19 protein-coding genes and 2 riboswitches are annotated in these 19,103 nt (G+C 67.8%); of the genes, 15 read left to right on the top strand and 4 right to left on the bottom strand.

The window, feature by feature from the left end:
* The first annotated feature begins 2 nt into the window (after positions 1–2).
* Positions 3–968: a threonine-phosphate decarboxylase CobD gene (cobD, locus tag XH98_RS27745; RefSeq protein WP_271620532.1), complete on the top strand. Its 966-nt coding sequence runs from the start codon at positions 3–5 to the stop codon at positions 966–968.
* Here cobD and XH98_RS27740 read toward each other — a convergent pair.
* Positions 957–2,405 (bottom strand): cobyric acid synthase, encoded by a 1,449-nt coding sequence (locus XH98_RS27740; protein ID WP_271620516.1) that lies wholly within the window; start codon positions 2,403–2,405, stop codon positions 957–959. The two genes, cobD and XH98_RS27740, sit on opposite strands and share 12 nt — an antisense overlap.
* 5 nt (positions 2,406–2,410) lie before the next feature.
* Positions 2,411–3,046, bottom strand: coding sequence for a cob(I)yrinic acid a,c-diamide adenosyltransferase (gene cobO, locus XH98_RS27735; RefSeq protein ID WP_271602136.1), 636 nt, complete (start codon positions 3,044–3,046; stop codon positions 2,411–2,413).
* Positions 3,047–3,085: 39 nt separating this feature from the next.
* Positions 3,086–3,305: riboswitch (cobalamin riboswitch) on the top strand.
* Positions 3,306–3,401: 96 nt separating this feature from the next.
* Between cobO and XH98_RS27730 the strand changes: the two genes are divergently transcribed.
* The 7 genes from XH98_RS27730 to cobJ are packed head-to-tail and all read left to right on the top strand — an operon-like array spanning position 3,402 to position 11,303.
* Positions 3,402–3,776 carry a DUF1636 family protein gene (locus XH98_RS27730; RefSeq protein WP_057758883.1) on the top strand — a complete coding sequence of 125 codons (375 nt, stop codon included), beginning with the start codon at positions 3,402–3,404 and terminating at the stop codon, positions 3,774–3,776.
* A complete protein-coding gene (cobW, locus tag XH98_RS27725) occupies positions 3,773–4,807 on the top strand; it encodes a cobalamin biosynthesis protein CobW (protein ID WP_271620515.1) in 1,035 nt (344 codons plus the stop codon). Before XH98_RS27730 ends, cobW begins: the two co-directional genes overlap by 4 nt.
* Positions 4,807–8,052, top strand: coding sequence for a cobaltochelatase subunit CobN (cobN, locus tag XH98_RS27720; RefSeq protein WP_271620514.1), 3,246 nt, complete (start codon positions 4,807–4,809; stop codon positions 8,050–8,052). The genes cobW and cobN overlap by 1 nt, the downstream gene beginning before the upstream one ends.
* Positions 8,049–9,209 carry a precorrin-3B synthase gene (cobG, locus tag XH98_RS27715; protein WP_271620513.1) on the top strand — a complete coding sequence of 387 codons (1,161 nt, stop codon included), beginning with the start codon at positions 8,049–8,051 and terminating at the stop codon, positions 9,207–9,209. Before cobN ends, cobG begins: the two co-directional genes overlap by 4 nt.
* Positions 9,209–9,838 carry a precorrin-8X methylmutase gene (locus XH98_RS27710; RefSeq protein WP_271620512.1) on the top strand — a complete coding sequence of 210 codons (630 nt, stop codon included), beginning with the start codon at positions 9,209–9,211 and terminating at the stop codon, positions 9,836–9,838. The genes cobG and XH98_RS27710 overlap by 1 nt, the downstream gene beginning before the upstream one ends.
* Positions 9,839–9,840: 2 nt before the next feature.
* Positions 9,841–10,572 (top strand): precorrin-2 C(20)-methyltransferase, encoded by a 732-nt coding sequence (locus tag XH98_RS27705; RefSeq protein WP_271602131.1) that lies wholly within the window; start codon positions 9,841–9,843, stop codon positions 10,570–10,572.
* The gene (gene cobJ, locus XH98_RS27700) at positions 10,569–11,303 is read left to right on the top strand and encodes a precorrin-3B C(17)-methyltransferase (RefSeq protein ID WP_271620511.1); all 735 of its coding nucleotides are present in this window, start codon (positions 10,569–10,571) and stop codon (positions 11,301–11,303) included. Before XH98_RS27705 ends, cobJ begins: the two co-directional genes overlap by 4 nt.
* Here the strand turns inward: cobJ and XH98_RS27695 are convergent.
* A complete protein-coding gene (locus XH98_RS27695; protein WP_271602129.1) occupies positions 11,279–12,025 on the bottom strand; it encodes a cobalt-precorrin-6A reductase in 747 nt (248 codons plus the stop codon). The two genes, cobJ and XH98_RS27695, sit on opposite strands and share 25 nt — an antisense overlap.
* Between XH98_RS27695 and cbiE the strand changes: the two genes are divergently transcribed.
* The 7 genes from cbiE to cobT are packed head-to-tail and all read left to right on the top strand — an operon-like array spanning position 12,024 to position 18,208.
* Entirely contained in the window at positions 12,024–13,217 is a 1,194-nt protein-coding gene (cbiE, locus tag XH98_RS27690) for a precorrin-6y C5,15-methyltransferase (decarboxylating) subunit CbiE (protein ID WP_271620510.1), read from the top strand. The two genes, XH98_RS27695 and cbiE, sit on opposite strands and share 2 nt — an antisense overlap.
* Positions 13,214–13,582 carry a cobalamin biosynthesis protein gene (locus tag XH98_RS27685; protein ID WP_271602127.1) on the top strand — a complete coding sequence of 123 codons (369 nt, stop codon included), beginning with the start codon at positions 13,214–13,216 and terminating at the stop codon, positions 13,580–13,582. The genes cbiE and XH98_RS27685 overlap by 4 nt, the downstream gene beginning before the upstream one ends.
* Complete coding sequence (gene cobM, locus XH98_RS27680; RefSeq protein WP_271620509.1) at positions 13,579–14,361, top strand: precorrin-4 C(11)-methyltransferase; 783 nt, start codon at positions 13,579–13,581, stop codon at positions 14,359–14,361. The genes XH98_RS27685 and cobM overlap by 4 nt, the downstream gene beginning before the upstream one ends.
* On the top strand, positions 14,361–15,671 hold the full coding sequence (locus XH98_RS27675) for a cobyrinate a,c-diamide synthase (RefSeq protein WP_271620508.1): 1,311 nt from the start codon (positions 14,361–14,363) through the stop codon (positions 15,669–15,671). Before cobM ends, XH98_RS27675 begins: the two co-directional genes overlap by 1 nt.
* Positions 15,668–16,396 carry a uroporphyrinogen-III C-methyltransferase gene (cobA, locus tag XH98_RS27670; protein ID WP_271620507.1) on the top strand — a complete coding sequence of 243 codons (729 nt, stop codon included), beginning with the start codon at positions 15,668–15,670 and terminating at the stop codon, positions 16,394–16,396. The genes XH98_RS27675 and cobA overlap by 4 nt, the downstream gene beginning before the upstream one ends.
* Positions 16,396–17,145, top strand: coding sequence for a precorrin-6A synthase (deacetylating) (gene cobF / locus XH98_RS27665; protein WP_271602123.1), 750 nt, complete (start codon positions 16,396–16,398; stop codon positions 17,143–17,145). The genes cobA and cobF overlap by 1 nt, the downstream gene beginning before the upstream one ends.
* Before the next feature lie 10 nt (positions 17,146–17,155).
* Positions 17,156–18,208 (top strand): nicotinate-nucleotide--dimethylbenzimidazole phosphoribosyltransferase, encoded by a 1,053-nt coding sequence (gene cobT, locus XH98_RS27660; protein WP_271620506.1) that lies wholly within the window; start codon positions 17,156–17,158, stop codon positions 18,206–18,208.
* Here the strand turns inward: cobT and XH98_RS27655 are convergent.
* On the bottom strand, positions 18,201–18,773 hold the full coding sequence (locus tag XH98_RS27655) for a histidine phosphatase family protein (RefSeq protein ID WP_271620505.1): 573 nt from the start codon (positions 18,771–18,773) through the stop codon (positions 18,201–18,203). The two genes, cobT and XH98_RS27655, sit on opposite strands and share 8 nt — an antisense overlap.
* Positions 18,774–18,846: 73 nt before the next feature.
* A riboswitch (cobalamin riboswitch) is annotated at positions 18,847–19,050 on the top strand.
* The last annotated feature ends 53 nt before the right edge of the window (positions 19,051–19,103 follow it).

Raw genomic sequence — 19,103 nt, 5'->3', positions numbered from 1 at the left:
CCATGCGCGAGCACGGTGGAAATCTCGATCTGGCCCAGCAGCGTTTTGGCGGGCGCGCGGAGGACTGGATCGATCTGTCGACCGGCATCAACCGGCTGCCTTATCCCATCGGCGAGATATCAGCGCATCACTGGCAAGCCTTGCCCTCGCGCTCCGAGATCGAGGCGCTGCATCAGGCCGCCCAACACGCCTATGGCGCGTCGGCGCCTGTCGTTGCGATGGGCGGCGCACAGGCCGCCATTCAACTGCTGCCACGGCTCGCGCCGCGTGGCCTGGCCCGCATCCTCGCGCCGACCTACAACGAATATGCGCCCGTTCTCTCGGTCGCGGGGTGGCAGGTCGAGGAGGTGAGGGAGCTCGACGCGCTGGCGGGCGCGGATCTTGCCATCGTCGTCAATCCCAACAATCCCGATGGCCGCCGTCATGCGCCGAAGGATCTGCTTGCGCTGTCGCCGCGCGTCGGTCACGTCGTCATCGACGAGAGCTTTGCCGATGCCGTTCCCGAGTTCTCGCTCGCCTCGGAAGCCGGCCGGCCGGGCTTGCTGATCCTGCGCTCGTTCGGCAAGTTCTACGGTCTGGCCGGCCTGCGGCTCGGCTTCGCGATCGGCCATGCAGCCGACATTGACAAGCTCGCGGCGGCATCGGGGCCATGGCCGGTCTCGGGCGCCGCGATCGCGATCGGCTGCCGCGCTTTGCGCGATGAGGCCTGGGCCAAGGCGACGTCAGCGCGGCTTTTGCGGGACTGTGCGCGCCTCGACGCGATGGCGCATGCGCAGGGCTGGCGGCTCGTCGGTGGCGCATCACTGTTCCGTCTCTACGAGACGCCGGATGCGCTTGCCGCGCAGGAGAGGCTCGCGCGCGGTCAGATCTGGTCGCGGGTCTTCACGCAGAACCCCTCGTGGTTGCGTCTCGGCCTTCCGGGCGCTGAGGCCGAATGGACGCGCCTCGCCGAGATGCTAGCGCGCTAGCGTGAGCAGGCCTTCGACATCGAGATGTTTCTCGATGTGATCGGCGAGGGCCTCGAGCGCGCTCTCGACCCTGGCGTGATACGGCTCGTCGCCCGCGGGAATGTCGAGCTTTGCCAGATACGCCTTGCGGAAATCATCCGACGTGAACAGGCCGTGCAGGTAGCTGCCTTGCACACGGCCATCGCGCGACATCGCGCCCTCCGGCTCGCCGTTGAGTTTGGCGAACGGCCGCCCGCGATCTGGCCCGTCGGTGCGCCCAATGTGGATTTCGTAAGCCTCGATCGGCTGATCCGTTGCCGTATGCACGGCCGCAACACGCGTCAGCGTCTTTTGCGGGCTCATCACCGTCTCGACATCCAGCAGTCCCAGGCCCGGCGTATCGCCCGCACGGCCTTCGATACCTTCGGGGTCCGCGACGCTGCGTCCCAGCATCTGATAGCCACCGCAGAGGCCGAGCACATGGCCGCCGCGCCGGTGATGTGCGAGCAAATCGATGTCCCAGCCCTGCGCGCGCAAAAAGGCGAGATCGCCGCGGGTGGATTTCGAGCCCGGGATAATGACGAGGCGCACATCGCCCGGGATCGCTTCGCCCGGGCGCACCATCACGAGATCAACAGCCGGCTCGAGCTTGAGCGGATCGAGATCGTCGAAATTGGCGATGCGCGATAGCGCGAGACAGGCGATCTTGGTCTGGCCGGGCTTGCGCGCATCGCTCAGGCCCAGCGCATCCTCGGCCGGCAGCTCGCCGGCGCGCGAAAACCAGGGCAGCACGCCAAGGCCGCGCCATGCGGTCTTTTGCGCGATCAGCCCGTAGCCGTCGTCGAACAGCGTGGGATCGCCGCGGAACTTGTTGATGACAAACCCCTGGATCATCGCGGCATCATCAGGGTCGATCACCGTCTTGATGCCGACGAGTTGTGCGATGACGCCGCCGCGGTCGATGTCGCCGACCAGAACCACCGGCACGTCGGCCTTGCGGGCAAAGCCCATATTGGCAATGTCGGCCTTGCGCAAATTCACTTCGGCCGGGCTGCCGGCACCTTCAACCAGCACCAGATCGGAACGCGCCTTCAGCCGCTCAAAGCTTTCCAGCACGGCGCCCATCAGCGCGGGCTTCATCGCCGCATATTCGCGCGCGCGTGCGGTGGCGATGCGCTTTCCTTGCACGATCACCTGCGAACCGACATCGGTCTCGGGCTTGAGCAGCACCGGGTTCATGTCGGTATGCGGCTCGACGCCCGCTGCGAGCGCCTGCAGCGCCTGGGCGCGGCCGATCTCGCCGCCGTCGACGGTGACGGCGGCATTGTTCGACATGTTCTGCGGCTTGAAGGGGAGCACGCGCAATCCCCGGCGCGTGAAGGCGCGTGCGAGGCCGGCGACGATGAGCGATTTGCCCACGTCCGAGCCCGCCCCCTGGATCATCAGCGCGCGTGCCATCGACTTCAGAACTCGACGCCGGGCTGCGCCTTGATGCCGGAGCGGAACGGATGCTTCACCAGCGTCATCTCGGTGACGAGATCGGCGATCTCGATCAGCTCGTCCTTGGCATTGCGTCCCGTGAGCACGACATGCGTCATCGGCGGCTTCGACGTCTTGAGGAAATCGACGACCTCTGCGATGTCGAGATAGTCGTAGCGCAGCGCGATGTTGATCTCGTCGAGCACGACCATGCGCAGGCTCTCATTGAGGATCAGCTCCTTCGCCTTCTCCCAGCCGGCGCGCGCCGCCGCGATGTCGCGGGCGCGGTCCTGCGTCTCCCAGGTGAAGCCTTCGCCCATGGCGTGGAACTGGCAGAGCTCGCCGAAATGGCCGGTGAGCAGGCGCCGCTCGCCGGTATCCCAGGCGCCCTTGATGAACTGCACCACCGCGCAGGGCAGGCCATGGGCGACACAGCGCACGATCATGCCGAAGGCGGAGGACGACTTGCCCTTGCCGGCGCCGGTGTGGACGATGATGAGGCCCTTTTCGCCGCTCTTGGTCGCCATGATCTTGTCGCGGGCGACCTTGATCTTCGCCATCTTGGCGGCGTGCTTGGCGTCGGTTTCATCTGCCGTTTCGGTCTCCGGCTCGCTCGTCATCGGATCGGTCCTTCGGCTTGACAAGAGGCGGCCGGGGGCAAATGGTGCTCCGGCGTTGGTTCCTGTCCTATGACAGGCGAAGAGGGAATGCGATAGGGTCCGAATCGGCAAGATTTGGGTCCAAAATGCAGCCGCCCCCGCGACCGTGACCGGAGAGATGCCCAAAGCCACTGATCCCCTGAAGGGATCGGGAAGGCGGGGATCGAAGGGGAAACCCTGCTCCGCAAGCCGGGAGACCTGCCAGCGCGGACGATTTGTGGACCGGCGGACGGGGTGTTCCGCGACGGGGAAGCGGGCCTTCGCAAGGATGGTCCGTGGGCCTCTTCGCCTCCCGCTGATACTTCTGGAAGAGGCGATGACTGTCACACTGCATGTCTGCATCACCTGCCGCGCCGGCCAGACGCTGGGCGAGGGCGAGGTCACGCCCGGCAAGCGCCTGCATGGTGCGATCCTCGAGGCCGGCGTGCCCGAGGGTGTGACCGTGGTTCCCGTCGAATGCCTGTCGGCATGCAGCCAGGGCTGCTCGGTCGCACTCAGCGCGCCCGGCCGCTGGTCCTATGTCTATGGCCGCCTGACGGATGCCAACGCGCAGGACGTCGTCGCCGGCGCCGCCGCCTATGCCGCCGCGCCCGATGGTCTCGTGCCCTGGCGCAGCCGGCCCGAAATCTTCCGCAAGCAGTCGCTTGCCCGCATTCCCCCTATCGCCGTGTTGCCGGAGGCCGCCGAATGAACTCGCTTGCAAAAGTCCCCGTGACCGTGGTCACGGGTTTTCTCGGCTCCGGCAAGACCACGCTGATCCAGCATTTGCTCAGCAATGCGGGCGGCAAGAAGCTCGCCGTGCTCGTCAACGAGTTCGGCAGCGAGGGCGTGGATGGCGAGATCCTGAAATCCTGTGCCGACGCGAACTGCCCGGAAGAGAACATCGTCGAGCTCGCCAATGGCTGCATCTGCTGCACCGTCGCCGACGATTTCATTCCGACCATGGAGCAGCTGCTGGCGCGCCCCGTGCGGCCCGATCACATCCTGATCGAGACCTCGGGGCTGGCGCTGCCAAAACCGCTGCTCAAGGCATTCGATTGGCCGGAGATCCGCTCGCGCATCACGGTTGACGGCGTGATTGCGCTCGCCGATGCCGAGGCCGTCGCGGCCGGCCGCTTCGCGCCGGATCCGGATGCGGTCGAGGCGCAGCGCGCTGCGGACGAAAATCTCGATCACGAGACGCCGCTGTCCGAAGTGTTCGAGGACCAGATCGCCTGCGCCGATATCGTGCTGCTGACCAAGGCCGATCTTGCGGGCGCTGCCGGCATCGAAGCCGCAAAGGCCGCGATCGCCGCGGAGATGTCGCGTCGCGTGCCGATGCTGCCGATCACCGACGGCGCCATCGATGCGCGCGTCATCCTCGGCCTCGGCGCTGCCGCCGAGAACGATCTTGCCGCGCGCCCCTCGCATCATGATGGCGAGGAGGAGCACGAGCACGATGATTTCGCCTCCGTCGTGATCGATCTTCCTGAGGTCGCCGACGTCGATGCGCTGGTCGCCTCCGTGCAGAGGCTGGCGCGCGAGCAGAACGTGCTGCGGGCCAAGGGTTACATCGCGGTTGCGGGCAAGCCGATGCGGCTGCTGCTGCAGGCGGTCGGCGAACGCGTGCGCCACCAGTTCGACAAGCCCTGGGGCGCGGGCCACAGGCAGTCAAAGCTCGTCGTGATCGGCGAGCACGGCGATATTGACGAAGCCGCGATCAGGGCGGGATTGGGAGTCTGATGCACGTCGTCTTCCGCGAGAGCCGTGGTCTCGAGGAGACCGCGACGCCAAGGGACATCGGCCAGGACCCGGCCGATCTCGTGGTGCTCTCGTTCTCGGATTCGGACCTGGCAGCGTTTGCGGCGGGCTGGCGGCGTGGCCGCGACGGCCTGCCGTCGCTGCGGCTGGCGAACCTTGCGGAGCTCCGTCATCCGCTCTCGGTCGACACCTATATCGAGCGCACGCTGTCGCAGGCGCGCGGCATTCTGGTGCGGCTGATCGGTGGTGAGTCCTATTGGTCGTACGGGCTTGCGGCGCTCCAGCAACTGGCAAAGGATCGGGGCATCGTGCTCGCGGTGCTGCCGGCCGATGGCCGTGATGACACCAGGCTGGATGCGTATTCGACCTTGCCGGTCTCGACGCTGCGGCGGCTGAAGGTGCTCTGCGACACCGGCGGTCCCGTCGCGGCGCAAGCCGCGATCGCGCAACTCGCGCTGGCCTCGGGTCTCTATGCCGGGCCTGTTACCGGCGAGATGAACGTGCCCGAGATGGGCTTTTACGATCCCGTGCGCGGCGTCATTGCGCCGCCGCCGGGCGAGGGGAAGCCCTTCGCGCTCGTGACATTCTATCGCTCCTATCTCACCGCTGCGGACACCGGGCCTGTCGATGCGCTGATCGCAGCACTGCGCGAGAAGGGTTTTCATGCCTATGGGGCTTTCGTCACGTCGCTGAAGGCGGCGGGCGTCGCGGATTGGCTGCGCGCGCATCTCGCGCAAAATCCGCCGGCGGCCATCGTCAATGCGACCGCGTTCTCGGCGATGGGCGACGACGGCACCACGCCGTTCGATGCCGCGCAATGTCCGGTCTTCCAGGTCGCGCTCTCCTCGGCGCGGCGCGAGGACTGGGCGGAATCGCTGCGCGGGCTGTCGCCCGGCGACCTCGCCATGCATGTGGTGTTGCCCGAGGTCGACGGCCGCCTGTTCGCCGGCGTGGTGAGCTTCAAGTCAGCCGCAACGCGCGATCCCGATCTGCAAATCTCTCATCTGGCCCACAGACCGGATCAGGAGCGTGTGGATGCCGTGATAGCCCGCGTCGCGGCGTGGCGGAAGCTTGCCAAGACGCCGGTCGCCGAGAAGCGGTTGGCCATCGTGCTGTCGAACTATCCCGGCCGTCCGCACCAGATCGCGCATGCGGTCGGTCTCGATGCACTCGCTTCGGTGCAAGCGCTGGTGACCGATCTCGCCGAGGCCGGCTTCGATGTTGCGTCGGTGCATGCACTCGGCGAGATGTTGCTGAAGCAGAAATTGACGTGGAGCGTCGCCGATTACCGCGCCGCGCTCGCGCGCCTGCCGCAAATCCTGCAGGACGATCTCGCGCAGGCCTGGGGCGCGCCGGAAAACGATCCGAGTTGCCGCGACGGCGCGTTCCACTTCGCTGCGATCCCATGCGGCCGATCGATCATCGCGGTCCAGCCCGAGCGTGGCAACGCGATCACGCGCGATGCCGACTACCACGATCTCGCCCGCACGCCGCGCCATGGCTATGTCGCGTTCTATCTCTGGCTCCGCGCGCAAGGGATCGATGCCGTCGTGCATATGGGCGCGCATGGCACGCTGGAATGGCTGCCGGGAAAGTCGGTGGCGCTGTCGTCCGCGTGCTGGCCGGAAGCGCTGACTGGTGATCTCCCCGTCATCTATCCCTTCATCGTCAACGATCCCGGCGAGGCCGCGCAGGCCAAGCGGCGCATTGGCGCCGTCACCATCGGCCATCTGCCGCCGCCGCTCGAGCAATCCGCTGTGCCGGAAGGGCTGCGCCGACTCGAACGCCTGCTTGACGAATATTCGACCGCCGATGGTCTCGACCCCGCGCGGCGCCAACGCCTGATCGCCGCGATCCGCGACGAGGCGCGTGCGGCCGGCCTCGAAGACGATCTCGGGATCGATGCCTCGGCCGCGCCGGCGGAAGCCATTCCGCGCATCGATCGTTTCGTCTGCGACCTCAAGGAAAGCCAGTTCGGCGACGGCCTGCATATGTTCGGCCGTGGCGCCTGTGGCGAGGCCGAGCGGGACGCGCTCCGCGCCGCGCTTTCAGGCCAGCGCGTGGCGCCGGGTCCGTCCGGCTCGCCCTATCGCGGGCGTCAGGACGTGCTGCCGACCGGGCGCAATCTGTTCGCTGTCGATCCCCGCGCGGTGCCGACGCCGTCGGCGCATGCACAGGGGATCAAGCTCGCCGAAGAGCTGCTGCGTCGTCATTTGCAGGATCACGGCGACTGGCCGAAGGGCCTCGTCGTCGATCTCTGGGGCTCGGCGACGATGCGCACCGCGGGCGAGGAGTTTGCGATGGCGCTGCATCTCGCTGGGCTGGCGCCGCGCTGGGATCACGCCTCCGGCCGCGTCACCGGCTACGACATCATCGCGCCGGCCGAACTCGGCCGTCCCCGCATCGACGTGACGCTGCGTGTGTCCGGCCTGTTCCGCGATGTCTTCGCCGGCCTTGCGCAATTGTTCGAAGCGGCCACTGTAGCGCTCGCCAGCCGCGACGAGGAGGGCGAGGAGAATCCGTATCGTGAGCGTGCGTCGCGTGTGTTCGCGCCGCGGCCCGGACAATACGGCGTCGGCCTCTCGGCCATCCCCGATGCGTTCACATCGGAGACGCGCGATGCCGCCGGCGAGGCTTGGCTGTCCGCTTCGTCCTGGGCGTTCTCTGCCGATGGTGCAATCAAGCCCGATCGCGCCGGCATCGAGCAGCGGCTCGCCTCGGCCGATGCGTTCGTTCACGCCCAGGATCTGCCCGAGACCGACCTCCTGCTCGCCGCCGACTATGCGGCGCATGAAGCCGGCATCGCCGCGGCGGCGGCGCATCTCGGCGCATCAGGGCCATCGCTCTATCACCTCGACACGACGCGGCCCGACGAGCCGCATGCGCGCACGCTGACCGAAGAAATCTCCCGCGTCGTCCGCGCCCGCGCCGCCAATCCGGCCTGGATCGCCGGCATGATGCGCCACGGGTTTCGCGGCGCAGCCGAGATATCGGCGACGCTGGAGCACATGGCCGCGTTCGCGCATCTGGCCGGCGCGGTGCCGCCGCATCTGTTCGATCTCTATTACGACGCGACGCTGGGCGACGCCGATGTCCGCGCCTTCCTGGCGCGCGAAAATCCGGCGGCGCTTGCCGCGATGGAAACGTGCTTCACGCGCCTGCACGAGGCCTCGCTCTGGCGGACGCGCCGCAACTCGATCGCGGCGGCGCTGAAGGAGGCGTCATGAGTGCGGCGTCAGTGAAGGGCTGGTGTCCCGGCGCGCTGCGGCCGATGCAATCGGGCGACGGGCTCGTGGTCCGCGTGCGCCCGTTCGGCGGCCGGCTCGATGCGGCACAGACGGCCGGGCTCGCGCATCTCGCCGAGCGCCACGGCAATGGCCTGATCGACGTCACCAGCCGCGCCAATCTCCAGATCAGGGGCGTCAGCGAGGGCAACCATCGGTCGCTGCTCGACGGTCTTGCGCAACTGACGCTGCTCGACCCCGATGCCGACACCGAATCCCGGCGCAACATCCTGGTCACGCCGTTCTGGCGCGACGGCGACGAGACCCAGGCGCTCGCCGCCGAGCTCGAAGAGGCGCTGGCAGATTCGATGCTCGAACTGCCGACGAAATTCGGCTTCGCCATCGACGACGGCAACTCGCGCGTGCTCGCCGGCGATTCCGCCGACGTGCGGATCGAGCGTGAGGTTTCAGGTGATCTCCTCGTGCGCGCGGACGGCGCCCGGCTCGGCCGCAGCGTCGCGCGTGGTGAGGTTGTGGGCACCGCGATTGCTGTTGCGCGCTGGTTCGTCGCGTCAGGCGTCAGGGATGGGCGCGGGCGCATGGCAGCGCATCTTGCGGCCGGCGCAAAATTGCCTGAGGCGCTCCGCGGCGAGGCCGAGCCTGCGCCGATCATGGCCGCAGCGCGTCCCGGCCTCTATCCGCAAGGCGCCATGGTCGGCATCGCCTTCGGGCAGATGTCGCATGCGACGCTCGATCAGCTCGCTGCTTGCGGGCATGCGTTGCGGATGACGCCGTGGCGGATGGTCCTGAGCGAAGGCAAGCGGACCATGCCGACCGCGTCCGGCCTGATCACCGAAGCCCATGATCCGGCGTTGCGCGTCATCGCGTGCAGCGGTGCGCCGCGCTGCCGCGAGGCCCATGCCGATACGCGGGGGCTGGCGGCGGCGCTGGCGCCAAACATCGGCGGGGCCGCGCAGCTTCACGTCTCTGGCTGCACCAAGGGCTGCGCCCATTCCGGCGCGGCCGCGATCACGCTGGTCGCGACGGCAAAGGGATTCGATCTCGTGCGCGGCGGCTCGACCCGCGACGAGCCCGTCCTGCGCGGGCTCGATCGTGACGATATCGTTCGTGATCCCTCCATCCTGATGGGAGGGCACTGATGCCGCACACCTACGAGACCGACGGCGCGGCGATCTACCGGCAATCCTTTGCGACCATCCGGGCCGAGGCCGATCTGGCGCGCTTCACGGCTGACGAGGAGCAGGTCGTGGTGCGGATGATCCATGCCGCCGGCATGGTGGGACTCGAGGCGCATATCCGCTTCACGCCCGGCATGGCGACGGCTGCGCGGACGGCCCTGCAGAAGGGCGCGCCGATCCTGTGCGATGCGCGCATGGTGTCCGAGGGCATTACCCGTGCGCGATTGCCTGCGGCAAATGCCGTGATCTGTACGCTGGGCGACGAGACCGTTGCGGCATTGGCCAAGTCGATGAACAACACGCGCTCGGCTGCGGCGCTGGAGCTGTGGCGGCCGCATCTGAACGGCGCCATTGTCGCGATCGGCAATGCGCCGACGGCGCTGTTCCATCTGCTCAACATGCTCGAGGATCCCGACTGTCCGCGTCCCGCGGCGATCATCGGCTGCCCGGTCGGCTTCGTCGGTGCCGCCGAGTCAAAGGCCGCGCTGATGGCTGATCCGCCGGTGCCGGCGCTCACTGTTGAAGGCCGCCTCGGCGGCTCCGCGATCACGGTCGCCGCCGTGAATGCGCTGGCGAGCCGGAGCGAATAGCCATGGGACGCATCATCTGCTGCGGTCTCGGCCCCGGCGATCCTGATCTGATGAGCGTGCGCGCCGACCGCATGGTGCGGGCGGCCAAGCACGTCGCCTATTTCCGCAAGAAGGGGCGGCCCGGCCAGGCGCGGCGCATCGTCGAGGGCATGCTCGCTGCCGACGTCACCGAATATCCCATGGAATATCCTGTCACCACCGAGATCGCCTTCGACAGCCCGGACTACGTGCAGCAGCTCTCCGGCTTCTACGACGAATGGGCCGAACGCCTGGCGCGGCTTTCCCGTGCCGTCGACGTCGTCGTGCTCTGCGAGGGCGATCCCTACTTCTACGGCTCGTTCATGCATTTGCACACGCGCCTGCAGGGCCGCGTCGAGATCGAGGTGATCGCCGGCATTCCCGGCATGGTCGGCTGCTGGAACGGCGTCGGCCAGCCGATCGCCCTCGGCGACGACGTGACGACGGTGCTGATGGGCACGCTTCCTGAGGCCGAGCTTGAACGCCGTATGCGCGATTCCGATGCACTTGTGATCATGAAGACCGGCCGCAATCTTGCAAAGGTGCGGCGCGCGCTCGCGGCCGCCGGGCGGCTGGATGATGCCTGGCTGGTCGAGCGCGGCACCATGCCGGGGGAGCGCGTCGCGCGACTCGTTGAGATCGACGCCACCGAGTGTCCTTACTTCGCGATCGTGCTGGTGCACGGCAAGGGCCGGCTTCCGGACGCCGCCGAATGACGGGCACGCTGACCATCGCGGGCCTCGGCCCGGGCAGTGAAGCGCTGGTGACGCCGGAGGTCTCCGCCGCGCTTGCCGCCGCGACCGATATTTTGGGATACGCGCCCTATGTCGCGCGCGTCACCCCGCGTCCTGGCCTCACCGTGCATCCATCCGACAATCGTGAAGAGCTCCGGCGTGCGAGCGAGGCGCTGCGGCTGGCCGCCGAAGGCGGCAAGGTCGTTATCGTTTCCTCCGGCGACCCTGGCGTCTTCGCCATGGCCTCGGCCGTGTTCGAGGCGCTCGAAATGGCGCCGCAATATCGGGACCTGCCGATCCGCGTGCTGCCTGGCATCACCGCGATGCTGGCAGCGAGCGCACGCGCCGGTGCGCCGCTTGGTCACGACTTCTGTGCGATCAATCTCTCCGACAATCTCAAGCCATGGGCGATGATCGAGAAACGGCTGCGGCTCGCAGCGGAGGCGGATTTTTCAATTGCGATGTATAATCCGCGCTCCGCGAGCCGGCCGGACGGGTTTGGCCGCGCGCTCGCGGTGCTGAAGGAAGCGGGCTGTGGCGGGCGTCTTGTGATCTTCGCGCGCGCGATCAGCGCGCCTGACGAGACGATCGTGACCGTCCCGCTGAATGATGCGACGCCCGAGATGGCCGACATGCGCACGCTGGTGATCGTCGGCAACTCGCAGACGCGCCGCGTTGGTCGCTGGGTCTATGCGCCGAGGCAAGTCCGATGACCAAGCCACTGCATCACTTCCGCGACGCTCTCGACCCGCTTGCGCTCGGGCAAGTTTGGCCGCGAGATCATGATCACGGGCAGGCCGAGCAGGCGGGCCGCGTCGATCTTGGCACGGGCGCCGTCGCCGCCGGAATTGCGGGCGACGATCCAGGCGATGCCGCGCATGCGCATCATCTCCAATTCGCCGTCAATCGTGAAGGGTCCGCGCGAGACGATCACATCGGCGGCGAAGGGCAGGGGCACTTCGGGCGGATCGACGAACCGCAGCGTGTAGGCATGCTGCGGCTTCGCCGCGAACGGCGCGATGTGCTGGCGGCCGATGGCCAGGAACACGTTGGCCCGTGCTTCGGGCAGCGCAGCGACTGCTGCGTTGACGTCAACCACTTCAATCCAGTTATCATCAGGCGCTTTCGCCCAGGGGGCACGCTCCAGCGCGATCAGCGGCGTGCCGGCCGCCGCGCACGCGGCGATGGCATGGCGGCTCATCTCGGCCGCGAAGGGATGGGTCGCGTCGATCACATGCGTGATGCGTTCGCGGCTGATGTAATCAGCAAGACCGCTCACGCCGCCAAAGCCGCCGATGCGGGTCGGCAGCGGTTGATCGGCAGGGGTTCTGGTGCGCCCGCCATAGGAATACACCGCATCGATCCCTGCGCGCGCGATCTCGGCGGCGAGCAGGCTCGCGTCGGCAATTCCGCCCAGAATAAGGGCGCGCATCATGGTTGATTCCCCGGCTAATCCTTGGCTGACCATCATCGGTATCGGCGAAGATGGCCTTGCCGGGCTGTCGGAGGCAAGCCGAAAGGCGCTGGCCAAGGCCGAAACCGTGTTCGGCGGCGAGCGCCATCTTGCGCTTGCCGCTGCTGGCAGCCGCGGCCGCGCGTGGCCGGTACCGTTCGACGCTGACGTCGTGCTGAGCTGCCGTGGCCGGCCGACGGCAGTGCTGGCATCCGGCGATCCCTTCTGGTACGGCGCTGGCGCTGGCCTCGCCGAGAAGCTGAATGCCAATGAGTGGATCGCGCATCCCGCGCCATCGACCTTCTCGCTCGCCGCGGCGCGGTTGGGCTGGCGGCTCGAATCCACCGTTTGCCTCGGCCTTCATGCCGCGCCGTTCGAACGGCTTGTACCCCATCTGGCGGATGGCGCGCGGATCATCTGTCTGGTGCGAGACGGCAAGGCCGCCGTTGATCTGGCGAGATGGCTGACGGAGCGCGGGTGGGGTGTCTCGCTATTCTGGACTCTCTCCGCGCTTGGCGGCCCCCATGAAAAGGTCGGCAAGCATCACGCGGAGACCTATACGCGCGTTTCCGCCGGAAGCCTCGTTGCTGTGGCGCTGGAGGCAAGAGGGCCGGACGGTCTCTCTCGCAGTTCGGGGCTACCGGATGTTCTCTTTGCTCACGACGGTCAGATCACCAAGCGGCCGATCCGCGCCTTGGCGCTCTCGGCACTCGGTCCATGCCCTGGCAGAAAGTTGTGGGACATCGGTGCAGGTTCGGGGTCGATCTCGGTAGAGTGGGCATTGGGCGGCGGGTCAGCGGTCGCCGTCGAAACGCGCGAGGATCGTGCCGCCAACATCCGCAGCAATGCGGAAGCGTTCGGGGTGGAACATAAGATCACGGTTGTTGCGGGCACCGCGCCCGACGCGCTCGCTGCGCTGGACGGGCCGGATGCTGTGTTCGTCGGGGGCGGCTTCGACACCGCTCTGTTCGAAGCTGTCTGGTTGCGGATTACGCCCGGCACGCGGTTCGTCGCCCATGCCGTGACTCTGGAGACGGAAGCGCTGCTCGGCGAGTTGCATCAACAGCATGGCGGCGAGCTGATGCGGGTCGAGATCGCGCGTGCCGCTCCGCTCGGCCGTTACCGCGCGTGGGAGGCGACGCGGCCGGTGGTGCAGTGGAGTGCGGTCCGATGAAGGTCGCCGGGCTTGGATTCAAGCAGGATGTGACGCTGGCCTCTTTGCGCGAGGCGCTGCTGGCAGCCGGCGGTTCCGCAGGGCTGGCTGCGGTCGCGACCGTCAGCGACAAGGCGGATGCGGAGCCGCTGAAGCAGCTCGCGCGCGAGTGTGGCGTTCCGATCAAGGCGGTGCCCGCCGAGACCCTGGCCGGCATCGCAACGCCGACGCAGTCGCAGCGGATCACCGAAAGGTTCGGCACGGGCTCGCTCGCCGAAGCCGCGGCCCTCGCGGCCGCCGGCCCTCACGCGCGGCTGATCGCAACGCGCGCGGTCTCGCAGGATCGCACGGCGACCGCTGCAATCGCCGAAGGAGACGGCCCATGACGGTGCATTTCATCGGCGCCGGGCCGGGCGCGCCCGATCTGCTCACCCTGCGCGGGCGTGATTTGATCGCGGCCTGTCCGGTTTGCCTCTATGCGGGTTCGCTGGTGCCGGAAGGCGTGCTGGCGCATTGCCCTCCAGGCGCGCGGATCGTCAATACGGCGCCGCTGTCGCTCGACGAGATCATCGCCGAGATTGCCGCGGCCCATGCCGCAGGCAAGGATGTCGCGCGGCTGCATTCCGGCGATCTCTCGATCTGGTCGGCGATGGGCGAGCAGCTGCGCCGCCTGCGCGCGCTCGGCATTCCCTTTACTGTCACGCCGGGCGTTCCGTCCTTCTCCGCAGCCGCTGCCGCGTTGGAAGCCGAGCTGACATTGCCCGGTCTCTCCCAGTCGGTTGTGCTGACGCGCACAGCGGGTCGCGCCAGCGCGATGCCCGATGGGGAGAAGCTCGCGGCCTTCGCCGCGACAGGCGCGGTGCTCGCCATTCATCTTTCGATCCATCAGCTCGACATGGTCGTCGCCGAGCTCACCCCGCATTACGGCACAGACTGCCCGGTCGCGATCGTCTGGCGTGCGAGCTGGCCGGACCAGCGCGTCGTCCGCGCCACGCTGGCGACGCTCGATGCTGCGCTCGGCGCCGAGATGGAGCGCACCGCGCTGATCCTGGTCGGCAAGACGCTTGGCGCGGCGGATTTCGACGAGAGCCGGCTTTATGCCGCCGACTACGACCGCCGCTATCGGCCCGTTGGCGCCGAGCCGCGCTTTCCGGAGGCGTCGTGATGGCAGCTGCCCTCGTCATCTCCGCACCAGCCTCCGGCATCGGCAAGACCACCCTCACGCTGGCGCTCGCGCGTGCCTGGCGTAATCGTGGCCTGAACGTGCAATGCTTCAAGAGCGGCCCTGACTATATTGATCCCGCCTTCCATGCCGCCGCTACGGGCCGCGCTTCGGTCAACGTCGATAGCTGGGCGATGGACAGCGCGACGATCTCACACCTGATCAGCCGCGGCGCGGACGCCGATGTCGTGCTCGCCGAGGGCTCGATGGGCCTGTTCGACGGGGTCGCTGCGCGCGGTGTCTCCGGCACCGGTGCGACCGCCGACATCGCGGAGAAGCTGGGCTGGCCGGTGGTTCTGGTGATCGACCCGTCCGGACAGGCGCAGACAGCGGCGGCGATCGCGGCTGGCCTGCGCGATTATCGCGCCGGCGTGCGCCTTGCGGGCGTCGTGCTCAATCGCATCGCCAGCCCGCGCCATGAAGACCTCGTGCGACGTGCGATGAACGAGGCCGGGATTGCCGTGTTCGGCGCATTGCCGCGCCATGCCGAGATCAGCCTGCCGAAGCGGCATCTCGGCCTGGTGCAGGCCGAGGAGCAGGCGGAGATCGGAAAACTGATCGAGGAGGCCGCGCGCTTTGTCTCGGAGCATGTCGATCTCGATGCGGTGCTGCAATCGGCCGCAAGCTGGTCGCCGCAGCCGGTCGTGAACGGCTTGAACGTGACGCCGCCCGGCCAACGCATCGCGCTCGCCCGCGATGCCGCGTTCTCCTTCGTCTATCCGCATATGCTGGAAGCCTGGCGCGCGGCCGGCGCGGAGATATCGACCTTCTCGCCGCTCGCAGATGAAGCGCCCGACGCGAGCGCCGATGTGTGCTGGCTCCCCGGCGGCTATCCCGAGCTTCACGCCGGCAAGATCGCCGCGAACACGCGCTTCGGCAGCGGTCTGCGCGCCTTCGCCGAGACGCGGCCGGTGCATGGCGAATGCGGAGGGTATATGGTGCTGGGAGCTGCTTTGACTGATGCCGATGGTATCAGGCATGAGATGACAGGTCTGCTCGGCCTCGAGACGAGTTTCGCCAAGCGCCGCATGCATCTTGGCTATCGTCTTGCAGCGCTTGCGGCGCCGATGCCGGGGCACAAGGTTGGGGCGCGGCTGCGCGGCCATGAGTTTCACTATTCGACCATTCTCGCCCAGCCCGACACGCCGCTGGCGGTCGTGCACGATGCGACCGGTGCGGTCATCGCCGAGACCGGCTCGCGGCGCCGCCACGTCACCGGCACCTTCTTTCACCTGATCGCGGAGGACCGGTGAGCGGCTTTGTCTCCTTCGTCTCCGCCGGTCCCGGCGATCCTGAATTGCTCACGCTCAAGGGCGCCGCGCGGCTGCGCGAGGCTGATGTCGTGCTCTATGACGATCTCGCCTCCGGGGCGATCCTCGATCTGGCGCGGCCCGGGGCCAACCTCGTCGCGGTGGGGAAGCGGGCAGGGCGGCCATCGACAAAGCAGCATCATGTCAACCGCCTGCTGGTCGACTATGCGGCGACGGGCGTCCGCGTCGTGCGGCTGAAGTCGGGCGATGCCGGCATCTTTGGCCGGCTCGAGGAGGAGATCGAGATGCTGCGCGAGGCCGGCATCGGCTATGAGATCGTTCCCGGCGTCACCTCGGCCTGCGTCGCCGCCGCACATGCCGGCATTCCGCTGACGCGTCGCCACACCTCGCGCCGGGTCCAATTCGTGACCGGTGCCGATGTCACCGGCGAGCTGCCGCCCAATTTGAACTGGGTGGCTCTTGCCGATCCCGATGCGACGACGGTGGTCTATATGGGCCGGCGAACCTTTCCGGCGCTGGTCGCGAAATTGATCGAGCATGGCCTCTCGCCGAGCACGCCGGCGCTGTTCGCGGAATCGCTCGGCCGCGCTGACGAGCGTCTGGTCCGCACCACTGTTGTCGAGCTGGCCGATCAGCTGGCGCGCGGCGGCGCGGCCTCCACGGCCGCCGTCATCCTGTTCGGCGCGCTGGCGGAGGGCGGATCGTGATGATGACCCTCTCCCTGATCGGCATCGGCTGCGGCGATCCCGGGCAGCTTACGCGCGCGGCAATTGGCGCGATCAACACCGCAGACCTGATCCTGGTCCCGCGCAAGGGCGCCGCAAAATCCGACCTCGCCGAACTCAGGCGGACGATTTGCGCCGAAGTTCTCACCAACGACACCACGCGCATCGCCGAATTCGATCTTCCCGTGCGCGACGCCCGCGAAGCCGATTACCGCAAGGGCGTCGACGATTGGCACGACGCGGTCGCGGCGACCTGGTCGCAGACGATCGCCGATCATCTGGGCGCAGACGGCAAGGTCGCGCTGCTGATCTGGGGCGATCCCTCGCTCTACGATTCCTCGCTCCGCATCGCGCGCCGGCTCGATCCCTTGCCTGAGATCGAAGTGGTGCCGGGCATCACCTCGATCCAGGCGCTGTGCGCGGCGCATGCGCTGCCGCTCAACGATATCGGCGAGCCGTTCCTGGTGACGACCGGGCGCCGCTTGCGCGAAGGCGGCTGGCCTGAAGGCGTCGACACGGTCGTCGTGATGCTCGACGGCGGCACGGCGTTCCAGTCGCTGGATCCTGAAGGCCTTCAGATCTGGTGGGGCGCCTATCTCGGCATGGCCGACCAGATCATCCTGTCCGGCGCCCTGACTGAGGTCGGCCCGCGTATCGTCGCCGCGCGGCAGGACGCGCGCGAGCGGCACGGCTGGATCATGGACAGCTACATTCTCAAGCGCAGGCCATAAGCGAGGCAGCATGCTCCCTGAATGGGTTACCCAGAAATGCCCCGAAATCTCCGCCGACCACCGCGAAGCGGCGATCGCGCGGCAGGCACAACTGACAAAGCCGACCGGTGCGCTCGGCCGGCTGGAGCAGCTCGCGATCGAGCTTGCCGGCCTGCAGGCGACCGAACGCCCGCGCGCCGCGCGCGTGCCGATCATCATCTTCGCCGGCGATCACGGCGTCGTCGCGCAGGGCGTGTCGGCCTATCCGCAGGCTGTGACGATCGCGATGATGGCGAATTTTGCGTCCGGAGGTGCCGCGATCTCGGTGCTGGCGCGCGAGCTCGGTTCGACGCTCGAAGTTGTCGATGCCGGCACGCTGGCCGAGGAGGCGATGCCTGATATCATCACGGACAAGCCGCGCCACGGCACGCGCGATTTCAGCGTTGAGCCTGCGCTCACGCCGGCTGAGCTGGCCTTTGCGTTCGAGGCCGGCGAGCGCGCGGTAGCGCGGGCGAAGGCCCATCAGCCTGACCTGCTGATCTTCGGCGAAATGGGCATCGGTAACACCACGGCTTCTGCGGCGATTGCTGCGAGCCTGCTCGGCATCAGCGCCGAGGAGATCGCGGGCAGTGGTACCGGCGTCGATGCGGCCGGCCGTGCGCACAAGGTGGGCGTGATCGAGGCGGCAATCGCGCGCCACGGTGTGGCGAGCGCTTCGCCCGAAAACATCCTGTGCGCCGTCGGCGGCCTCGAGATCGCGGCGATATCAGGCGCGATCATCGCGGCCGCGCAGGCGCGCATTCCCGTGCTGATCGACGGTTTCATCGTTTCGGTCGCGGCACTGGCGGCGGTGCGGCTCAATCCGTCGTGCCAGCCATTCCTGCTGCCGTCGCATCAATCGGCGGAGCAGGGGCATCGGCTGGTGTTGCGTGCGCTGAACGTGCAGCCCTTGATCAGCCTCGATCTCAGGCTCGGCGAAGGTTCTGGCGCCGCGATCGCGCTGCCGCTGGTGCGATCGGCCTGCGCGCTCCACAATGACATGGCGACCTTCGCGCAGGCCAACGTGCCTGACAGGCCTAGCTGACCCGCTGGTTGACCGACCAGACCCGCCAGCCGGTCGCGAGCCGGTCGATCCGGGTCAGCGACAGCGGATCGATCACGAAGCGCAAGGCGGCATCCGGCGTCAGGTCGAGCGCGATGCACAGCGCGGCGCGGATCGTGCCGGAATGCACAATCAGCGCCGCCGGACCCGCGCCGACCCGCGCGAGACCCAGACGGACGCGGGCGACCTGATCTTCAAAGCTTTCACCGCCCGGTGGTCTCTGGTGTGCAGGGGCGTTCCAGAACTGCGCATAGGCCTCGCCACCGCTGCTGGCGAGCTCGTCATGCCGCCGGCCGGTCCAGTCGCCGAAATCCTGCTCGCCAAACTCGCGCACCAGTTCTGGTTCGAGCCCCAGGGCGCGCGCCGTCTCGATCGTGCGCCGCGCAGGGCTCGCATAGCTCGCAGCGTCGCGCGGCAAGCGCGACCGCAGCACCTCCAGTTGCGCGCGATCGGTCAGGTCCGCCGCCGCATCGGCCGCGTGGATCGTCCCTTTGACGCCGTCGACGGGCGCATGTCGGATCAGCCAGAGGAAGGTCGCGCCTTCCATGTCAATCTCCGGGGGAAGTTGGTGGCTGTGGCAATATCGCCGCGTCTTGCACATTGACTCCGTCTTGGTCGTAATCCTAGATGCTGGCGACGGTTTCCCCGAGAGGGGATGAAAAGGGAATGCGGTGCGGGGACGTTGTCCCCAATGCCGTAGCTGCCCCCGCAACTGTAAGCGGTGAATCCTTCGTCTTTAAAGCCACTGGGTCCTCGGTCCCGGGAAGGCGACGAAGCGGTCACGACCCGCGAGCCAGGAGACCTGCCGTCAGCCGTGGTCACACGCGAAGATGTCGGTCGGGGAGTACAGACATCAGGCTTCATCGGAAGGCTTAGT

It is taken from the genome of Bradyrhizobium sp. CCBAU 51745 (assembly GCF_028128715.1).
GTDB classification, from domain to species: Bacteria; Pseudomonadota; Alphaproteobacteria; order Rhizobiales; family Xanthobacteraceae; genus Bradyrhizobium; species Bradyrhizobium manausense.
The sequence above is the reverse complement of the archived record's forward strand: the minus strand, read 5'-3'. Positions and strand labels throughout refer to the sequence as shown.